The following is a 17,727-nucleotide window of genomic DNA, read 5'->3' as shown; positions in this document are numbered from 1 at the left end:
GCCATCTCGTGTGAGTGGTGTTCTCGCGCGAGTGTTCGTTTGGTACGGCTGCGAGTGGTCATCTCGCCCGCCGGATACCGCGCGCAGGGTCCCGAGCCGTGCCCGCCGGAGCACATCCGTGCAACCCGCCAACCCGAGCGACGCACCGGCCCGGGGAACCGCCAACCAGAGAAACGCGCGCACGCCGCCAATCGAGCACCCCGCCGGCCGGGGCACCCGGCCAACCGAGCACCCCGCCAGCCGGCCAGCCGAGCGCCGCGCCATCACCCCGCCGAGCGAGCATCGAGCCATCCGGCCAAGTCAGTACCTCGCCGTCATCCCGCCCGCCGGACACCGCGCTCAACCGGCCAACCGAGCACCCCGCCCCAACCCGAGCACCCCGCAGGCGACCCGTTTCCGGGTACCCCGCCAGCCCGAGCACCGGGCCAATCGAGCACCCCGCCAACCGAGCAGCCCGCCACTCGCCAACTCGACCCCGCCAACCCGAGCACCCCGCCCCAGCCCGAGCACCCCGCCCCAACCCGAGCTACCCCCGCAAAAGAACCCCTCACCTCGCCGCCGGGCACCCATTCGCCTCGCGGGGCTCGTTTTCGCTGTACAGCTTGCCCACCAGGTATGCGCACGTGGGCACGCCGTCCGGGCCGTCGAGCCGGGAGATGTTCGCGATCGTCAGGATCGCCAGGCTCCGGTCGTTCGCGATCCGGGACCTCGCGAAACTGATCTCCCCGGTCGCGCCCTGGAAGGTCATCTCGCGGAACTGCTGCGCCACCGCCGCCCGGTTCGGGGCCACCGCAACGGAAGCGCCCGAAGCGCCGGAAGCCCCCGCGCCGCCCCCGAGGAGCGGCAACCGCCGGGCCGCGTCCAGGAAGAACCCGGCCGCGTCGTAGAGGCCGCCCACCCGCTCCCCGGCCCACGGCGTCGTCGGCGCCTCCTCCGGGGGCAGCTTCCGCAAGTCCCGCAACAGATCGGCGTAGCCGGCGCAGAACGCGTCCAGCGCGGGCCCGCCACCGGGCAGCGCCCCGGGCCGTCCGTCCACGCACGCCTGCCCGCCGAGCACCACCGGGCTGCCCATCCCGACGTAGGAGACGGGAATCCCGTTCAGCTCGCTGCGATTCCGGTCCGGCGCGTGCGCCACGAACCGAGACACCGCGTCGTCGGCGACGATTCGCGGCAGTTTCCGCGGCTCGGCACAATTGCTCCGCACCGTGCGCAGGAAATCACCGAACTCGGTCTCCCGCCCCGCGTAGAACACGATTTCGCTGCTCCGATCGGCCGAATCCCGGCACAGCGACGGCAACGACCCGACACTCGTGGTCCAGCCCTGGCTCGCCACCTCGATCCTGGCCAACCGCTGCCGCACCACCTCGACCAGCGTGCTCACATAGCTGTTCCCCGGATCCAGCGGCGGGTGGTAGATCGTCACCTTCGGCGCACCCACGTACCGCGCGTACCCGGCCAGCAACTCGGCCTGCTGGGTGTTGTCCGGCACCAACTGGAAGTACAGCGGCGACCGCTCCGCCAGCCCCACCGCCGTCAACGTCGTGCCCAGCGCCGAAATCCCGTGCGCACCCAGCTCCGCGATCGCCTGCTCGGTCTGCGCGACGCTCCGGTCGAACCCGAGCACCCCGAGGATCCGCGGATCGCCCTCGATCAACGGGACCAGCATGTCCCGGGTCACCACGTCCGCGGCCGACATCCCGGTCCCGCCGTTGGCCACGACCACCCGCAGCAGCGGCTTCACGCTCGACGACGGGTCGTTCTGCTCACGCTGCCGGATCACCACGCCTTCCAGCTCCTCGGCGACGGCGTGGGCGGTCGCCGGCGAGTGCTCGTTGTTCGTCAGCCCCGCCAGGTACACCAGGCTCACGTACGCGCGTCCCGGGTTGGCGCGGTGCAGCTCCTCGGCCTTCGCGTTCTCCGCGAACACCAGCAACTGCGCCTGCCGCAGACGTTCGTTCTCCCCGAAGACCTGGCGTGCGTTGTCGCTGTAGCCGACGCACTGCCCGTCCACGACCTTCGTGGCCACGCCCGAGGACAACCCGGCCCGGAAGAACGAGCAGTGCGCGCCCCAGTACTCGTTCACCTGCACCGCGGTCGGCGCGAGGCTCACCACCAACAGCGCCGCCACAGCCAGTTCGAGCACCCCGCGACGCGCGATCCACGGCGGCGTGACCGGCCCGGCCTGCCGGTCCTCCCACACGCCGGCGTCCTCCGGGGTGGTCGCCACCGACGGCTTGGGCAGGTCGATGAACAAGTACCGCGCGTCGCCGGCCAGCATCTGCCGCCGGCCCGGCAGCCGGTGCTTCCACGTCGACCACGCCCGGGTGGCGCGGGCGGCCGGCTCGGCCCCCGCGACCGACTCCGCGGCCGGCGGCGGGCGTTCGTCGCTCGCGGTGATGATCAGCAGCGGGTCCAGGTCGCCCGTTTCGTTGCGCACCTCGTTGATCAGCCGGAGCAGTTCCCAGCCGCCGTTGGCCTCGGTCACGTTGTCGAGCAGCACGGTCACGTACGCCGTGCGCCGCCAGCCCCGCCGCCGCGGCAGGAACCGCAGCTTCCGTCGGCGGTACGCCTCGCGCAGATCCTGCAGGAACGCGTGCACGAGCAGTTTCTTGAGCTGCTCGGGGTTCTCCGATCCGAGCCGGTCCCGGGTCAGGCGCTCGGCGAACCCGAGGAAGTCCGCCGAGTGGCGCGGGACCATGAACGGCTGGCGCATGAACCAGCGGCTCTCCCGGCCAAGCCCGGGCACGCGGTGACGGCCCCACCGGAACCCGAAGTACCGCAGGATCCACCACAGCACGCTCAGCGCGACCTTGCTCCACCCACCGGCTGGCACGTGGTCGACCGCCGCGTCCGCGCCACCCGGCCCGCGCTGCCCGGTCCAGTCGCGCAGCAGCCGCACGATCGGCCGGTCGCCCTTGCCCTCCGCGCGTGGCAGGGAGCGCTCGGTCAGCCAGGTCGCGAGGCGGTAGTGGTCGAAGTGCTTGAGGTGACCGCGGCCGAACGCGTCCGCGCCGAGGCGGTCGTGCAGCTCCTCCAGCAGCGGCAGGACCGCCGGGTTGCGCACCGCGTTCGCGTCGAGGTAGGCGTGCGGGACCTGCCGGAGTTCGACGTCCAGCTGAGCGCCCAGCCGCGGCAGGAACTTCGCCGAGCCCGGCTTGCGCAGCAGGCAGACCAGGGGGAGCGGCACGTCGCCGCGGATGCGCAGCTCTGGGTCCCGCCTGCTCAGACCCGGGCGCCGGTACAGCGTCCGGACGAGGTCGACCAGGGCATGGGCGCCCTCGAACACGGGGTTCTCCGGTGTCTGCCGCACATGATCTAGACGTACGCAGGGTCACCGGCGTTCCCGATCGAGTAGTCGCTGAGCCGGATTACCCCGGATCGCCTAGAGTCGGAGGCCGTGAGTACCGCCTTGTTATGGTTTCGGCGCGATTTGCGGCTCGCCGATCTGCCCGCGCTGGTGAGCGCGAGCGAACGCGCCTCACGGGTGCTCGCGCTGTACGTGCTCGACGACGCGTTGTTGAAACCGGCGGGCAAGCCACGGCAGGCGTTCCTGTACGGGTGCCTGGAGGCGCTGGCGGAGAGCCTGGACGGGCGGTTGATGGTGGTGCGCGGCGATCCGGTGCGCGAGGTGCCCCGGGTGGCGCGGTCGATCGGTGCGGAAAGCGTGCACGTCAGCACCGACACGGCGCCGTACGGGAGCCGCCGTGACCGGGCGGTGGCCGACGCGCTGGGGGAGATCGAGTGGGTGGAGTGCGGTTCGCCCTATGCGGTCACCCCGGGGCGCATCACGAAACCCGACGGCGAGCCCTACCGGGTCTTCAGCGCGTTCTACCGCGCCTGGCGCCGGCACGGCCGGCGTGCCCCCGCCCCTGGCTCCACAGTGGACTGGATCGAACCGGAGAAACCCTTCCGCCTCCCCGAGAAACCCGACCTCGGCTCGATGACCCTGCCGCGACCGGGTGAAGCCGCCGCGCACGAGGTGTGGGAGAAGTTCCTCGACGGCGGCTTGGACGGCTACGCGACCGACCGCGACCGCCCGGACCGGCCGGCCACCACGCGCCTCTCGCCGTACCTGCGCTGGGGCTGCATCCACCCGCGCACCCTCTTGGCCGACCTCGACACGCGGCACGGCAAGGACGTCGAATCGCTGCGCAGCGAGCTGGCCTGGCGCGAGTTCTACGCCGACGTGCTCCACCACCGCCCGGAAACCGCGCGCGAGAACTACGACAAGCGCTTCGACAAACTGGCGTACGACACCGACCAGGAGTCCTTCGACCGCTGGCGCGACGGACGCACCGGGTACCCGATCGTCGACGCCGGGATGCGGCAGCTGCTCGCCGAGGGCTGGATGCACAACCGCGTCCGGATGATCGTCGCGAGCTTCCTGGTCAAGGACCTGCACCAGCCGTGGTGGCTGGGCGCCCGGCACTTCATGAACCACCTCGTGGACGGCGACCTGGCGTCCAACCAGCTGAACTGGCAGTGGGTCGCGGGCACCGGCACCGATCCGGCGCCGTTCTTCCGCGTCTTCAACCCCACCACCCAGGGCGAGAAGTTCGACCCGGACGGCGCCTACGTGCGCAAGTACGTCCCGGAGCTGCGTGAGATCCCCGGCAAGGCCGTGCACCAGCCGTGGAAGCTGCCGCGCCCGCCGAAGGACTACCCGGCCCCGATGGTCGACCACGCGCAGGAACGCAAGGTCGCGCTGGACCGCTTCAACGCCATCACCTAGCCGGCTCGGCGCGTGCCGCGAGGACGGTCGCGGCGAGTAAGACCAGGAGCAGGACGATCGCCAGGAAGACCTGCCCGTGCATCCCGAGCACGAACAGCGTCCGGTCGGCGAACTCCGGGTCGTGCGTGGCGGTGCCGGGGAAGGCGAGCGCGCCGACCATGCCGAGCCAGGGCGTGGCCAGGACGGCGGCGGCGCACCACAACCCGCCGCGCGTGTTCCGGCGCGCGAGCACCAAGCCGATGACGCCGAGCAGCACCGTCATGACCAGGTACTGGGCGTCGTGGAACTTGGCGTGCGGCGGCCAGGCCGGGTTGAACGCGTGTTGCGCCGCCAAGCCGGGGATGACCAGGTCGGCGAGCACGGCGCTGACCGTGGTGACCACACCGACCACGGCGATCAGGACGCGGGGGAGGGTCATCGGGCCGGCTCCCAGACGTAGGCGGGCGTGATGGAGCGCCCGAAGAGCGCCGCCGGCAGCCGCGGCAGAGCCACGTCACGCACCGCCGCCAGCGGAGCCGCCCAGTGCGCGGGCGCGCCGGCTTGCCGGGAACGGCGCACGATCATCCGCGTGCGCGGCCGCCGGATCCGGTCGTACTCGGCCAGTCCCGCGCCGACGCCCCGACTGTCCACTGTGGTCGCGAGGGTGACCGCGTCTTCGAGCGCCTGGCACGCGCCCTGCCCGAGGTTGGGGGTCATGGCGTGCGCGGCGTCGCCGAGGAGCGCGACCCGGCCGCGGACGAACGTGGGCAGTTCCGGCAGCTCGTGCGTGTCGTGCTGCAGGACTGCGTCGGCCGAAACCGAGTCCAGCAGCGCGGGAACCGGCGCGTGCCAGTGCGCGAACCGGTCGCGCAGCGCGGCCAGGCCGGTGCGGGAGCCGGCCTCGGCGTTCGCCATCAGGTAGCAGTAGACGCGGCCGTCGGGCATCGGCACGTGCCCGAACCGCTCGCCGCGGCCCCAGATCTCCACGCTCCCGTCCACCGGGTGCGGCGGGGCGAGGAACCGCCAGGTGGTGTACCCGACGTAGCGCGGCCCGGGGTGGTCCGGCCAGAGCGACAGCCGCGTCACGCTGCGCACGCCATCTGCGCCCACCACCACATCCGCGGTCGAGGTTCCTCCACTGTGGACGACTGAGCCGTCGGCGCGCACGGTGTGCACCTCGGCGCCGGGCCGCAGTGCGTCGGCCGGCAGGGCCGCGACGAGCAGGTCGACCAGCGCGGCGCGGTGCACGACCACCCACGGCCCGAACCGGCGCCGCAGGTCGCCGACGTCGTTGCGGACCAGCCAGTTCCCGTCCGCGCGGCGGATGCCAGCGGGCGGGTCCGCCAGTCCGCCGGCGCGCACCGCGTCGCCGAGCCCGATCTCGTCCAGCGCGCGGAGACCGTTGGGCTGGATCGACAGTCCCGCGCCGATCTCCGAGAACTCGGGCGCCCGTTCCAGCACCTCGACCTGCCAGCCGCGCCGGTGGAAGGCGACGGCCGCGGCCAGCCCGCCGATGCCGCCGCCCACGATGGTCGCCTTCACCGCCCGGACTCCGCCCGCCGCAGGTGCACGGTCCTGGACCTGCGCCACCACACGGCCGTCGTCAGCAGCACGAACGCGACCGCCGCCCACCACCAGTTCATCGGTTCTCCTTATTGCTTCTAAGTTGGCTTAGAGACATTAAGTAAACATAGATGCTCTAGGATGTCAACGGAGTGACGAGAGGGGTGACGATGCCCGCAGGCACGAGCAGTAGGCGGGAGAAGCTGCGCCGGTCCACGCTGGCGGAGATCCACGCGGCGGCACGCGCGCTGCTGGTCGAGCAGGGGTCGTCCGCGGTGACGATCAACGCGGTCGCCCGGAAGGTGGGCATGAGCGGCCCGGCGCTGTACCACTACTACGCCGGTCACGAGGAGCTGGTCAGTGCGGTGACCGCCGACTTCTTCCGTGAGCTGACCACGGCCATGGAGGAGGCCAGGGACGCCCGCGCGGACGCCCCGGCCGGCGAGCGGATCCTCGCGGCCTGCCGGGCCATGCGGGCCTGGGCGATCGCGCACCCGGCCGAGTTTGGGTGGATCTTCGCCAGCCCGATCCCGCCGTCCGACCGGGAGTCGCCGCGCCACCAGGCCGGGCAGCGGTTCGAGCAGGTGCTGCTGGACCTGGTGGCCGAGCAGTGGCGGACCCGGCCGTTCCCGGTGCCAGACCTGGCCGAGCTGCCCGCGTCACTGCGCGAGCAGCTGACCGCCTACTCCGCCGCCATCGACGGACAGCTGCCGCCCGCGGCCGCGCACGTCTTCCTGTCCTGCTGGATCCGGCTGTACGGCCTGCTGTGCATGGAAGTGCTGCACCAGCTCGACTTCGCCTACTCCGACCTGGAGCCGGTGTTCGAGGACTGCCTGCGCGACCTCGCCGGGATCCTCAATTTGGAGTTCGGCGCCTAGGGTGTGTTTTGGACGTGACCTGCCTGACGGCCCACCGCAAGCGGCTCCGCCGCTCATGAAACAGAACCTACATCCGCAGCGCCGTGCGCAACCGCACGCGGCTGCCGGTGTGCAGCACCGCGTTGCGGTACACCCGGCCGCTCACCCAGGTCAGCAGCGCGCCGAACACGACGGTCAGCGCCAGCGCCGCCGCCACCTCCCACGACGCGGCCACCCCGGCGGCGATCCGGCCCGGCATCAGGATCGGCGAAAACACCGGGATCAGCGACAGCACCTGGGCGCCCGTGGAATCCGGGTCCTGGATCAGCACGTTGAACCCGGCCACGAACCCGACCATCAGCGTCATGCTCACGGGCGTCACCACGGACGCGGTGTCCTCCTGCCGCGACACCAGCGAGCCGGCCGCGGCGTAGACCGTCGCGTACAGGAAGAAGCCCAGCAGGTACCACAGCAGCCCCCAGGCGACCGTGCCGATCGCGACCCCGCCCAGCGTCACGGCACCGCTCCCGACGGCCATCGCGAGCCCGGCCACCGCCAGGATCAGCAGCTGCACCAGGCCGACCAGCCCGAGCCCGATCACCTTGCCCAGCATCAGCTGCCACGGCCGCAACGTCGACAGCAGGATCTCCACGACCCGGCTGGCCTTCTCCTCGACCACGCCCTGCGCGACCATGCCGCCGTAGGCCTGGATGCCGAAGAACATCAGGAACACGATCACCAGCCCGATCGCGAGCCGCTGGCCGCTGTCGGCGTCGCGGGGCTCCAGCTCGGTCAGCCGGACCTGCGCCTGCCCCACCTCGCGCATCACCTGCGCCGGATCGAGGTCGGCCTCCAGCAGCTTCGCGTTCAGCACCTGCTGCTGCGCGATCCCGTTCAGCAACGCCCGCAGCTGCTGGTCCAGCTCCGCCTTCACCACCACGCGCAGATCGGCCGCGCTGCCGGACACCAGCGCGTCCAGGTCGCCGTCGCGCACCTGTTGCTCGCCCTGCTCCGGGTTCGCCACCGGCACCGTCTCGACGTGCGCGCCTGCCGCCTCGGCCGCCTCCCGCAGCTGCTCCGCGACGGCCGTGGCCTGCCCGGTCAGCCCGACCTTCGACGTGTCCGCGCCCTTGATCAGCGTCGCCTGCAGCAGCAGGTACCCGCCGATCACCAGCAGGATCACCAAGGTCCCGACCACGAACGACCGCGTGCGCAGGCGGGTGTTCAGCTCCCGCCGCGCGACCAGGACGACACCCTTGATGGGTGAGACCGTCATTCCCCGCTCCCCGTGACCACGTTCCGGAACAGCTCGGCCAGGCTCGGCCGCCGCCACCGGAATTCTCGCACCACGCCCGTCGCGAGCGCGGCCGCCAGCACCCGCTGGTCGTCCACCCCGGGATCCAGCTCCAGCACGGTCCGCCCCGGCTCGTCGGCCACCACCCGCACCCCGGGCAGCTGCCCGGCCCAGCCGCACGGCGCGTCCGGCGCGGACACGACCAGCAGCGCCGCGGAAGTCAGCTCCGCCACCGTCCCGCACGCCACCATCCGTCCCTTTTGGATGATCCCGACGCGGTCGCACAGCCGCTCGACCAGATCCAGCTGGTGACTGGAGAACACCACCGGCACCCCGGTCGCCGCCTTCTCGCGCAGCACCTCGCTCATCACGTCGACCGCGATCGGGTCCAGCCCGGAGAACGGCTCGTCCAGCACCAGCACCGCCGGGTCGTGCACGAGCGCGGCCGCCAGCTGCACTCGCTGCTGGTTGCCGAGGCTGAGCTTCTGCACCTCGTCCCGGCGCCGCTCACGCAGCCCGAGCCGCTCGATCCAGCCCTCCGCCGCCTGGTGCGCCCGCGTGTCGTCCAGCCCGTGCAGCTCGGCGAGGTACACGAGCTGGTCGAGCACCCGCATCTTCGGGTACAGGCCCCGTTCCTCCGGCATGTACCCGATGCGCGTCCGGGTGGCGTGCGTGACCGGCTCCCCGCCGAACCGCACCGCGCCGCTGTCCGCCGCGAGCACGCCCAGCACGATGCGCATCGTCGTGGTCTTGCCGGCGCCGTTGCTGCCGACGAACCCGAACAGCTCACCCGGTGCGACCTCGAAGGAGATCCCGTCGAGGGCAACCACCGATCCGTAGCGTTTGGACAACCGGCCAATTTTCAGTGCCGGTGCGGGCATCCCTGGGGTCACAGCGGCCGCAGGGCCGCGTTGAGGTGGTGGGCCAGTTCGCCGAGCAGCGCCTCGGCCGCGACGTCCGCGGTGGCCGGCCGCAGCGACAGCACGAACGACTGCACCACGAGCAGGACCGACCGCGCCTGCACGGCCGTGGCCGCGCGCCGGATCGAGCCGTCCCGGTGCCCGGCCTCCAGCAGCGCGACGATGAACTTCTCGCCGAGCCGCTGGGTGCCGCCGAGCCGTTCCAGGACGTAGGGCACCACCAGCGCGGTGTCGACGTCGAGGACCGTGCGCATGAGCGGATCTGCGTTGAGCAGCCGCACCGCGGTCACCGAACTGCGCACCAGGCGCGCGCGGGCGGTCGGGGCGTCGGCCCCGCTCACCGTCGCCTGGTGCAGCAGCGCGCCGAACTCGCGGGTCATCAGCGCGGACAGCACGCTGCGCACGTCCGGGAACCGCCGGTAGAGCGTCATGCGGCTGACCTTCGCCGTGCGCGCGATCTCGGCCAGCGTGGTGCGCCGCAGCCCGGAGGCGAGGACGCACCGGCGCGCCGCGTCGAGCAGGACGTCGTCGGACACGCGTGCCGCCGTGGGACGTCCGCGGGCGTTCGCGAGCGCGCTGGAGGGCCGGGCCTCGCCGATCACAGCGCGACTCTCATCGTCCATCTGTCGCACTGCAGCCCGTTGCCGCCATTGTTGACCACCATGCCTCGTGGTTCGTCGCCCCCACCGGTACCGAGGGTATCGGGAAATCCGGTGTGAGGCGCGGTGCCTTTTGTAGGCGGGCGATATTAGACGATCGCGGACGAGGTCACCGCCGTGACCCGAACGGGTTCACCAGTTACCAGTAAGCGCTCTGACCTCGATGTCCCCGTTCGCGCCGTCACGGGGTGATCAGGTAGACGACGCCGCCGGGGCCGCTCGCGACGGAGCCGTCCTCGGTGTGCCGCTTGGTGCGCTGCCAGATGTTCTCGAACTGGGCCCGCGGGTAGATCGTGCGCACGTTCGCGTTGCTGTTCGCGGCCGGGTCGTTGGCGATGACGTCGCCGTCCGCCGTGAACCCGACGACGACCATGATGTGCCCCGCGGTGCCGTAACCCGCGCCGTCCAGTTCGTCGGCCCGGAACGACTGGGACGTGATCACCGGGATGCCCCGGGCGATGTAGTCCTCCAGCTCGGTCAGCGAGTGCAGGCGCGTGACGTGCCCGCGCAGGCCGAAGGTTGCCGCGTACGCGGTGTTGAACGGCCAGTTGCCGGTGCCCTCGTAGGAGTGGTCGTAGGTGTGCCGGGCCGCGTAGTCGACCGTCCGGTCCGGGTAGTCGGCCGGGATCCAGGTCATGTCCTCCTCGCGCGGCCGCCTGCCCCAGTACTCGACGACCATCTCGGTGGAGGTCGGGCTGCACCAGCTCTCCCCGCCGCCGCCGTACTCCGGGAAGTGTCCCTTGTGGATGTTCTGCGCGTACGCGGGGACCGGCAGCTCGATGCCGGAGGCCTTGCCCGGCCGGGAAACCGGCACCTCGAACCGGTCCGGCACGTTGGACGTCATCGCGCCGACCGCGCTCACCGTGGCCGTGGCGCGCGTGCCCGGCGCGCGGTAGAGCGAGACCCGCAGCCGGTACGAGCGCAGCAGCACGCCGGGCTTCATCACGAGCGTGTCGACCGAGACCTGCGCGTGCGCGTCGTCCTGGCCGTCCACGCTCGTCCGCTTGATGTCACCGTCGCCCGCGGCCCACCGGCCCATCACGTACCACGCGGTCTCCGCGCCCGTCGCGGTGCGCGCCTGCGCCTCGACCTGGATCCAGGTGCCCGGCGGCGTCTGCGCGTTCCACGACGCGATCAGCTCGGTCGCGTCGAACCCGGGCGCGTGGAACGGCGAGGTCCACTGTGCCCGCTCGTAGTCCCGGCCCTCGTACGACTCGGTGCCGGCAGGCGCGAACGGGCCTGCCGGCGTCCACTCGTGGTAGTCGACGGCCTCGTCGGCCCGGCCGGGGGCGGCGGACGCGGGTTGCACGGTCACCGTCGCCATCATGGCGGCGGCCAGCACGGCGAGCAGGGCGCGGGTCATCCGGGAATTCTCCCCGCCGCCGCCGGTGGTGTAAACCAGTCAAAGGACTGATTGCGACTGCGTCACCTTCGCGACCAGCTTGCCCGCGTCGTCGTGCAGCTCGGTCTCCACCACGATCACCTTGCGGCCCGCGTGCAGCGGGCGGGCGGTCGCGGTCACGTGCCCCTCGCGCACCCCGCGCAGGAAGTTCGTCTTCGACTCGATGGTCGAGGTGCCCTGCGCGCCTTCGGGCAGGTTGAGGAACGCGCACACCGCGCCGGTCGAGTCGGCCAGCGCCATCAGGGCGCCGCCGTGCAGCACGCCGCCGATCGTGCAGAGGGTGGCGTCCCAGGCGAGCCGCGCCCGCACGACGTCCTTCGAGTGCTCCAGGACCTCGATGCCGAGCCGCTCGGAGAACGGCATCGACTGGTGGAACAACGCCGTCCCGGCCTCGTCGAGCTGAGTCATGATCCGTTCCTACCGCAAGGGGTGGACCAGCAACAACTCCGTGTTGTGGTCGGCCGCCGCGCCGGTGCGGGCCGGGTCGGCGTGCAGGTCGTTGAACGACAGCTCCCGGTACAGCGACGCCAGCGCGGACGGCGAGGTGTCGCCGTAGTCGGCCGAGTACGGCGCCTGCGCCTCGATCAGGGTGGTGAACAGCGACAACGTGCCGTCGGCGTTGTCCGCCACCTCGATCACCCGCGCGTGCTGCGGGAAGTCGACGTGGGACGCGGTGTTGATCTCCCAGAACCCCTGCCCGGGGGTCGCGCCCGGCCGCGGCGTGATGCGGTTTTCGTGCGTGTGCCCGTTGACCCACGCGAGCACGTTCGGGAACCGGTGCAGGAGCGCGACGAACGCGTCCCCGGTCAGGCGCGGCTCCAGCGGGTGGCGGGCGTCGGGCAGGACGTTGCCCATCGTGTCCGAGGTGTGGTGGCTGAACAGGATGAACAGCTCGTCGGTGACCGGCCGGGTGACGCGGTTGCCCCAGAAGTCGTAGTGGACCGAGCTGCCGCGCTTGAGCGTCTGCTCGACCCACAGGTACTGCCCGAGCCCGATCGAACCGTCCGCGAACCCGGCGAGCGTGGTGGTGTCCAGGCTGATGCCGGTGATGCCCGGGGCGATGCGGAACGTGTAGTAGACGTCCACGCCGTCGGCGTTGCCGCCGGTGAAGCCGTGGCCTTCCGGGCCGGACCCGGTGTTGGCGGGGTCGAGGTGCGCCTGCACGAACTCGGCGGTGGTGAACGGCCGTCGCCGCTCGTCCGGCGTGATCTCGCGGATCGTGCCGCTGCCGCCGAACAGCTCGGTGACCGGCACGCTCGCGCCCGGTGTCCGGATGGCCCGCGCCAGCTTCTCCGCGGTCCCGGAGTCCTTGCCGATCACCTTGTAGCGGCCGGTGTACCAGTGCGCCATCCCCGGCAGGTCGGGCAGGCTGCCGACGATGCTGTCGTCGTGGTTGCCGAACGTGCAGTACCAGGGCACGTCGAGTCCCGCCGACGTGAACGTGCGCGTGCCTGCGGTCAGGATGCCGGGCAGCACCGGGAACGCCGACCAGTCGCCGTCCAGGCGGCGGTCCGGGTTCCAGTACAGCGGGTCGCCGGAGGCCTGCACGCCCTCGTAGGCGCCCGGGTCGCCGGAGTTCGGGGTGACCTCGCCGCCGCCCAGCACGCCCAGGAACCAGCCGAGTTCGAGGTGCTCGTGGTTGTCCGTGTTGTCGCCAGTGGTCATCACGAAGTCCAGCGGCCGCCCGGTGAACGGCCCCTGCCGCAGGCTGTTCACCCGCTCCACGAGCGCGGCCGTGGCCACCGAGCCCAGTGTCTCCTGTGGACGGTGGGCGGACCCGATCAGCGGGTGCAGGTACTCGAACCGCGCCGGCGATTCGGAGTCGGTGATGTGCAGGTCGGTGAACTGGACGAACGCGGTGAGCGCCGTGCGCCGATCGTCCCGGCCCGCCTTGCCCGCCGCCAGGTCCTCGCGCACCACCAGCGGCCAGCCCGGCCCGCCGGTCAGTCGCGTGTACGCCGCGGCGCCGTCCAGCGGGGTAGCCACGCTCTCCAGCGTGGTGCCGGCCGTGCCGACCGCGCGCCGGCTGCTTTCCCGCAGCGCCCGGTCGATCGCCTGCGCCGACGGCGCGCCGACGACGAGCCCGAGCCCGGCCGCACCGGTCGCCGCCAGCACGTGCCGCCTGCTGATTCCCATGCATCCCCCAGATGTGCGAAGGCCACCCGCATCGAAGCAGACGCGGGTGGCCTCCCGGTGAACGTCAGAAGTGCGTCACGTCCAGCTTGCCCTGCGAGTGGAAGGCCCGCAGCCGCTTCTTGTCGAACTTGCCGACGCTGGTCTTGGGCACCTCGTCGATGAACGTCCAGTGCTCCGGCAGCTGCCACTTCGCGACCTTGTCGGCCAGGAACTCACGCAGCTCCTCGGCGGTCACGCTCTGGCCCTCCCGGACCACGACCGCGACCAGCGGCCGCTCGTCCCACTTCTCGTCCGGCACGCCGACCACCGCGGCCTCGGCGACCGCCGGGTGGCTCATCACCGTGTTCTCCAGGTCGACCGAGGAGATCCACTCGCCGCCGGACTTGATGACGTCCTTCGCGCGGTCGGTCAGGGTCAGGTAGCCGTCCGGGCTGATCTTGCCCACGTCACCGGTGCGCAGCCAGCCGTCGTGGAACTTCTCCGGGTCCGCGCCGCCGTGGTAGGCGCCGGCGATCCACGGCCCGGCGACCTCCAGCTCGCCCACGCTCTCGTTGTCCCACGGCTGCTCGTTGCCGTTGTCGTCGATGAGCCGCGCGCGCACCGACGCGGGGAAGCGGCCCTGCGTGTACCGGTACTTCCAGGCCTCCTCGCCGGTCGCGCCCGCGGGCGGCCGGGCCACGCTGCCCAGCGGGGACGTCTCGGTCATGCCCCACGCGTGCAGGATCGGCACGCCGTAGCGCTCCTCGAAGGTGTGCATCAGCGCGGGCGGGCACGCCGACCCGCCGACGACCACCTCACGCAGGTGCGAGATGTCCTGCGGCTGGGCCTCCAGCTGCTGCAGCAGGCCCTGCCAGATCGTCGGGACCGCGCCGGCGAACGTCGGCTTCTCCGAGGCGAGGATCTGCGCGAGCGGACCCGGCTGCAGGAACCGGTCCGGCATGACCAGCGAGGCGCCGACCATGAACGCCGCGTACGGCAGGCCCCACGACATCGCGTGGAACATCGGCACGATGACCAGCGCGTTGTCGGCGGGCGAGAGCTGCATGCTGTCGGTCATGCAGACCTGCATCGAGTGCAGCCAGATCGAGCGGTGCGAGTAGACGACGCCCTTCGGGTCACCGGTCGTGCCCGACGTGTAGCACATCGCGGCCGCGGAGCGCTCGTCGATCTCCGGCCAGTCGAAGGTGTCCGGCTGTGCGGCCAGCAGTGCGTCGTAGGAGTGCACCTCGACGCCGTCCGGGGCCTGCAGCGTCGCCGGGTCGCCGTTGGCCACGATCACGTGCCGGACGGTCTTCAGCTCCGGCAGCTGCTTGGCCAGCAGCGGGACGAGCGAGCCGTCCACGATCACGACGTGGTCCTCGGCGTGGTTCGCGACGAAGGTCAGCTGCTCGGGGAACAGCCGGATGTTGAGGGTGTGCAGCACGGCGCCCATCGCGGGGATCGCGAAGTAGGCCGCCAGGTGCTCGGCGTTGTTCCACATGAACGTGCCGACCCGCTGATCGCCGGTTACACCCAGACTACGGAGCGCATTCGCCAGTCGCGCAGCGTTACGACCCAGATCCGCGTACGACTCGCGGCGGGGCCCCTGGTCGGTCCAGGTCGTCACCTGACTGGTGGCATGCACCCGGCTTCCGTGTTGCAGCAGGTTGGCAAGGGAAAGCTGTCCGTCCTGCATCGTGCTCAGCATGGGCACTCCCGCGCGGTGAAGTTCGGCGTTGAACGTGTTGCGGTCACTCTAAGTGGAAGACACCGCCTGTTGCCAGGACTGATCGCCCCCGCCCCGACCGGGGGTTTCCTCGCGTGTCGGTGTCGCGGCATCAGCCCAGGTGGCGTTTACTGGGCGCGTGGACCAGACGGCCTGGCCAGCGCTTGCACGAGCAAGCACCTCGCTGGGTGCCAGCCGTCGCCGCGAGAGCGGATATCCGACACACGGAAGGACTACTACGTTGGCTCTGCCCACGTTGACCCCGGAGCAGCGTGCGGAGGCCCTGGCCAAGGCGGCCGAGGCCCGGAAGGCTCGCTCCGAGCTGCTCGCGTCGATCAAGTCCGGTCAGCAGTCGATCGACACGGTGCTGTCGAAGGCCAAGGACGACAAGACGATCGGCAAGACCAAGGTCACCCAGCTGCTGAAGGCGGTTCCCGGGCTCGGCGCCGTCAAGGTCGCCGCGCTGCTGGAGAAGGCCGGGATCGACCCGGACCGGCGGGCCGGCGGACTCGGCGAGCGCCAGCGCGCGGCGCTGATCGACGCCCTCAAGTAACCGTTTCCGCAGGTCGGCGGCGAAGTGTTGCGCCCGTGACACTTCCGCTCGCCGCTGCCTGAGCGGGAGCACAATGGGGGTGTGGATGCCAGGGAGACGCTCGAGGAGTACACGCCAGGCGACTTCTACTTCGCCACCTCACGGCACACGATCTTCGGGTCCGGCTCCCGGCTGACCTTCACCGGCACCGATGTGCCGGCACTCGGTGACGCGGTCCCGGCCGCTCTGGCCGGGACCCCGGGGTCGCTCGCGGTCGGTGTCCTGCCCTTCGACACCACCGCGACGCCCGGGCACCTCGTCGTGCCCGAGGCGGTCCAGGTGGCCGCCCCGGCGCACCCCGCGGCCGCTGACCTGCCGCGGATGACCGTCGACGGTCCGGACGTCGTCCGGGCCGTGCCCGAACCGGTCGACCACGCGGAGGCGGTCGCCCGCGCCGTCCGGGCCCTGTCCGATCGCGGTATGCGCAAGGTCGTGCTCGCGCGCGCCCTCGACCTGGAGTTCTCCGGCGAGGTGCCGGTCAAGGCCGTGCTGCACAACCTGGTCAAGGACAACCCGCACGGCTACACGTTCGCCGCGGCCCTGCCCGGCGGGCGGTCCCTCATCGGCGCGACGCCGGAGCTGCTGCTGTCCCGCAGCGGCCGGCGCGTCGTGTCGCACCCGCACGCCGGGTCCGCGCCGCGCTCGGCCGACCCGGCCACCGACCGGGAGAACGCCGAACGGCTGGCGGCCTCGCGCAAGGACCACGTCGAGCACGCGGTCCTGACCGAGGCGATCGTCGAGACGCTGCGGCCGTTCTGCCGCGACCTGCACGTGCCGCGGACCCCGTCGCTCGTGTCGACGCCCACGATGTGGCACCTGAGCACCATGGTGACGGGCGAGCTGACCGACCCGGACGTGACGGCGCTGCACCTGGCCGGCGCGCTGCACCCGACGCCCGCCATCTGCGGCTCGCCCACCGAGGACGCGCGGCAGCTGGTCGGCGAGCTGGAGCCGTTCGACCGCGGGTACTACGCCGGAACCGTCGGTTGGATGGACGCCAACGGCGACGGCGAGTGGGCGGTGTCGATCCGCTGCGCCGAGGTGTCCTCGTCGCGGCTGCGGCTGTACGCCGGCGGGGGCATCGTGCCCGCGTCCGACCCGAAGGCCGAGCTGGACGAGACGTCCGCGAAGTTCCAGACGCTGCTGCGCGCTATGGGGTTGGAGCTGTAGGGCTCCACCAGCGCTCGGTGACCTTCAACTCGTCGTCGCTCAGCACGGCGATCGCCGCCCGGTAGCCCTCGCCCGGGTCCAGGTCGGCCAGCCGGGCGCGCGCCGGGTCCAATGCCGGGTCGGTCGAGGAGAGCAGCCGGGGCGGTTCGTCCGGACCGGCCAGCGTGATGCTCTGCAGCGGGATCCGCAGCCCGCGCCCGGTGGCCTTCATCAGCGCCTCCTTGCCGGTCCAGTACCGGAAGAACGCGGCCACCCGCTCGGCGCCGGTCAGGCCGTCCAGCGCGGCGACCTCCGTCTCGTTCAGCGCGTAGGCGATCAGCGAGTCCTCGGCGCGGCGGGTGGCCGTCTCGACGTCCAGGCCCACCGGAACGCCGCTGGTCACGGCCACCCCGATCCGCTCGCCGGAGTGCGAGATGGACAGGTCGAACCCGGCGCCTGGCACCCGCGGCCTGCCGTGGGGCTTGCCGCAGTCGTCGCAGGTCGCGTCGAAGGACACCTCGTGGGGCGCGCGACCGAGCAGCTCGGCGGCGACCGTCTTGGCCAGCACCCGCCCGGTGAGGAACCGCCGCTGGTCGATCTCCTTGCGGTAGCCGGCGTGCCGTCCGCGCTCCACGTCGTCCAGCAGGTCGAGGTACCCGGGCTCGTTCGGCAGCGGCACCGCCCACCACACCGCACACTCGATCACGCCCCCAAACCTACGCGGTGCGCGAACACGGGC

Annotated in this window: 15 protein-coding genes; 4 read left to right on the top strand and 11 right to left on the bottom strand. The window is 71.8% G+C overall.

All coding sequences use genetic code 11. The annotated features are described in order from the left end of the window. Positions 1–547: 547 nt before the first annotated feature. Positions 548–3,286 (bottom strand): hypothetical protein, encoded by a 2,739-nt coding sequence (locus AMY39116_RS0306315; RefSeq protein WP_202961398.1) that lies wholly within the window; start codon positions 3,284–3,286, stop codon positions 548–550. A 123-nt stretch (positions 3,287–3,409) separates the two neighbouring features. Between AMY39116_RS0306315 and AMY39116_RS0306310 the strand changes: the two genes are divergently transcribed. After that, on the top strand, positions 3,410–4,732 hold the full coding sequence (locus AMY39116_RS0306310) for a deoxyribodipyrimidine photo-lyase (protein ID WP_027935684.1): 1,323 nt from the start codon (positions 3,410–3,412) through the stop codon (positions 4,730–4,732). Here AMY39116_RS0306310 and AMY39116_RS0306305 read toward each other — a convergent pair. Next, the gene (locus AMY39116_RS0306305; RefSeq protein WP_020416851.1) at positions 4,725–5,150 is read right to left on the bottom strand and encodes a DUF6640 family protein; all 426 of its coding nucleotides are present in this window, start codon (positions 5,148–5,150) and stop codon (positions 4,725–4,727) included. The two genes, AMY39116_RS0306310 and AMY39116_RS0306305, sit on opposite strands and share 8 nt — an antisense overlap. Next, positions 5,147–6,253: an FAD-dependent monooxygenase gene (locus tag AMY39116_RS0306300; RefSeq protein ID WP_020416850.1), complete on the bottom strand. Its 1,107-nt coding sequence runs from the start codon at positions 6,251–6,253 to the stop codon at positions 5,147–5,149. Before AMY39116_RS0306300 ends, AMY39116_RS0306305 begins: the two co-directional genes overlap by 4 nt. 191 nt (positions 6,254–6,444) lie before the next feature. Here AMY39116_RS0306300 and AMY39116_RS0306295 point away from each other — a divergent pair, with 191 nt between their 5' ends. Continuing rightward, the gene (locus tag AMY39116_RS0306295; RefSeq protein ID WP_039791261.1) at positions 6,445–7,152 is read left to right on the top strand and encodes a TetR/AcrR family transcriptional regulator; all 708 of its coding nucleotides are present in this window, start codon (positions 6,445–6,447) and stop codon (positions 7,150–7,152) included. A gap of 67 nt (positions 7,153–7,219) precedes the next feature. On the opposite strand, the gene AMY39116_RS0306290 is transcribed toward AMY39116_RS0306295, so the two are convergent. The 7 genes from AMY39116_RS0306290 to AMY39116_RS0306260 form a co-directional block, all read right to left on the bottom strand. After that, positions 7,220–8,407, bottom strand: a complete 1,188-nt coding sequence (locus tag AMY39116_RS0306290; protein ID WP_020416847.1) for an ABC transporter permease — start codon at positions 8,405–8,407, stop codon at positions 7,220–7,222. Beyond that, a complete protein-coding gene (locus tag AMY39116_RS0306285; protein WP_027935682.1) occupies positions 8,404–9,306 on the bottom strand; it encodes an ABC transporter ATP-binding protein in 903 nt (300 codons plus the stop codon). Before AMY39116_RS0306285 ends, AMY39116_RS0306290 begins: the two co-directional genes overlap by 4 nt. Before the next feature lie 8 nt (positions 9,307–9,314). Further along, entirely contained in the window at positions 9,315–9,968 is a 654-nt protein-coding gene (locus tag AMY39116_RS0306280; RefSeq protein ID WP_027935681.1) for a TetR/AcrR family transcriptional regulator, read from the bottom strand. 217 nt (positions 9,969–10,185) lie between these two features. Beyond that, positions 10,186–11,367: a C39 family peptidase gene (locus AMY39116_RS0306275; protein WP_020416844.1), complete on the bottom strand. Its 1,182-nt coding sequence runs from the start codon at positions 11,365–11,367 to the stop codon at positions 10,186–10,188. 39 nt (positions 11,368–11,406) lie between these two features. After that, a complete protein-coding gene (locus AMY39116_RS0306270) occupies positions 11,407–11,814 on the bottom strand; it encodes a PaaI family thioesterase (RefSeq protein ID WP_020416843.1) in 408 nt (135 codons plus the stop codon). Positions 11,815–11,823: 9 nt separating this feature from the next. Then, complete coding sequence (locus AMY39116_RS0306265) at positions 11,824–13,542, bottom strand: TIGR03767 family metallophosphoesterase (protein ID WP_051123486.1); 1,719 nt, start codon at positions 13,540–13,542, stop codon at positions 11,824–11,826. Between the two features lie 64 nt (positions 13,543–13,606). Further along, complete coding sequence (locus AMY39116_RS0306260; RefSeq protein ID WP_027935679.1) at positions 13,607–15,229, bottom strand: long-chain fatty acid--CoA ligase; 1,623 nt, start codon at positions 15,227–15,229, stop codon at positions 13,607–13,609. Between the two features lie 259 nt (positions 15,230–15,488). Here AMY39116_RS0306260 and mihF point away from each other — a divergent pair, with 259 nt between their 5' ends. Beyond that, a complete protein-coding gene (gene mihF, locus AMY39116_RS0306255) occupies positions 15,489–15,800 on the top strand; it encodes an integration host factor, actinobacterial type (RefSeq protein WP_026153534.1) in 312 nt (103 codons plus the stop codon). Positions 15,801–15,881: 81 nt separating this feature from the next. Beyond that, positions 15,882–17,009, top strand: a complete 1,128-nt coding sequence (locus AMY39116_RS0306250; RefSeq protein WP_020416840.1) for an isochorismate synthase — start codon at positions 15,882–15,884, stop codon at positions 17,007–17,009. On the opposite strand, the gene AMY39116_RS0306245 is transcribed toward AMY39116_RS0306250, so the two are convergent. After that, positions 16,990–17,694, bottom strand: a complete 705-nt coding sequence (locus AMY39116_RS0306245) for a 4'-phosphopantetheinyl transferase superfamily protein (RefSeq protein ID WP_020416839.1) — start codon at positions 17,692–17,694, stop codon at positions 16,990–16,992. The genes AMY39116_RS0306250 and AMY39116_RS0306245 overlap by 20 nt on opposite strands. Positions 17,695–17,727 lie beyond the last annotated feature (33 nt).

The organism is Amycolatopsis sp. ATCC 39116 (genome assembly GCF_000231075.2).
GTDB lineage: Bacteria > Actinomycetota > Actinomycetes > Mycobacteriales > Pseudonocardiaceae > Amycolatopsis_E > Amycolatopsis_E tucumanensis.
The sequence above is the reverse complement of the archived record's forward strand: the minus strand, read 5'-3'. Positions and strand labels throughout refer to the sequence as shown.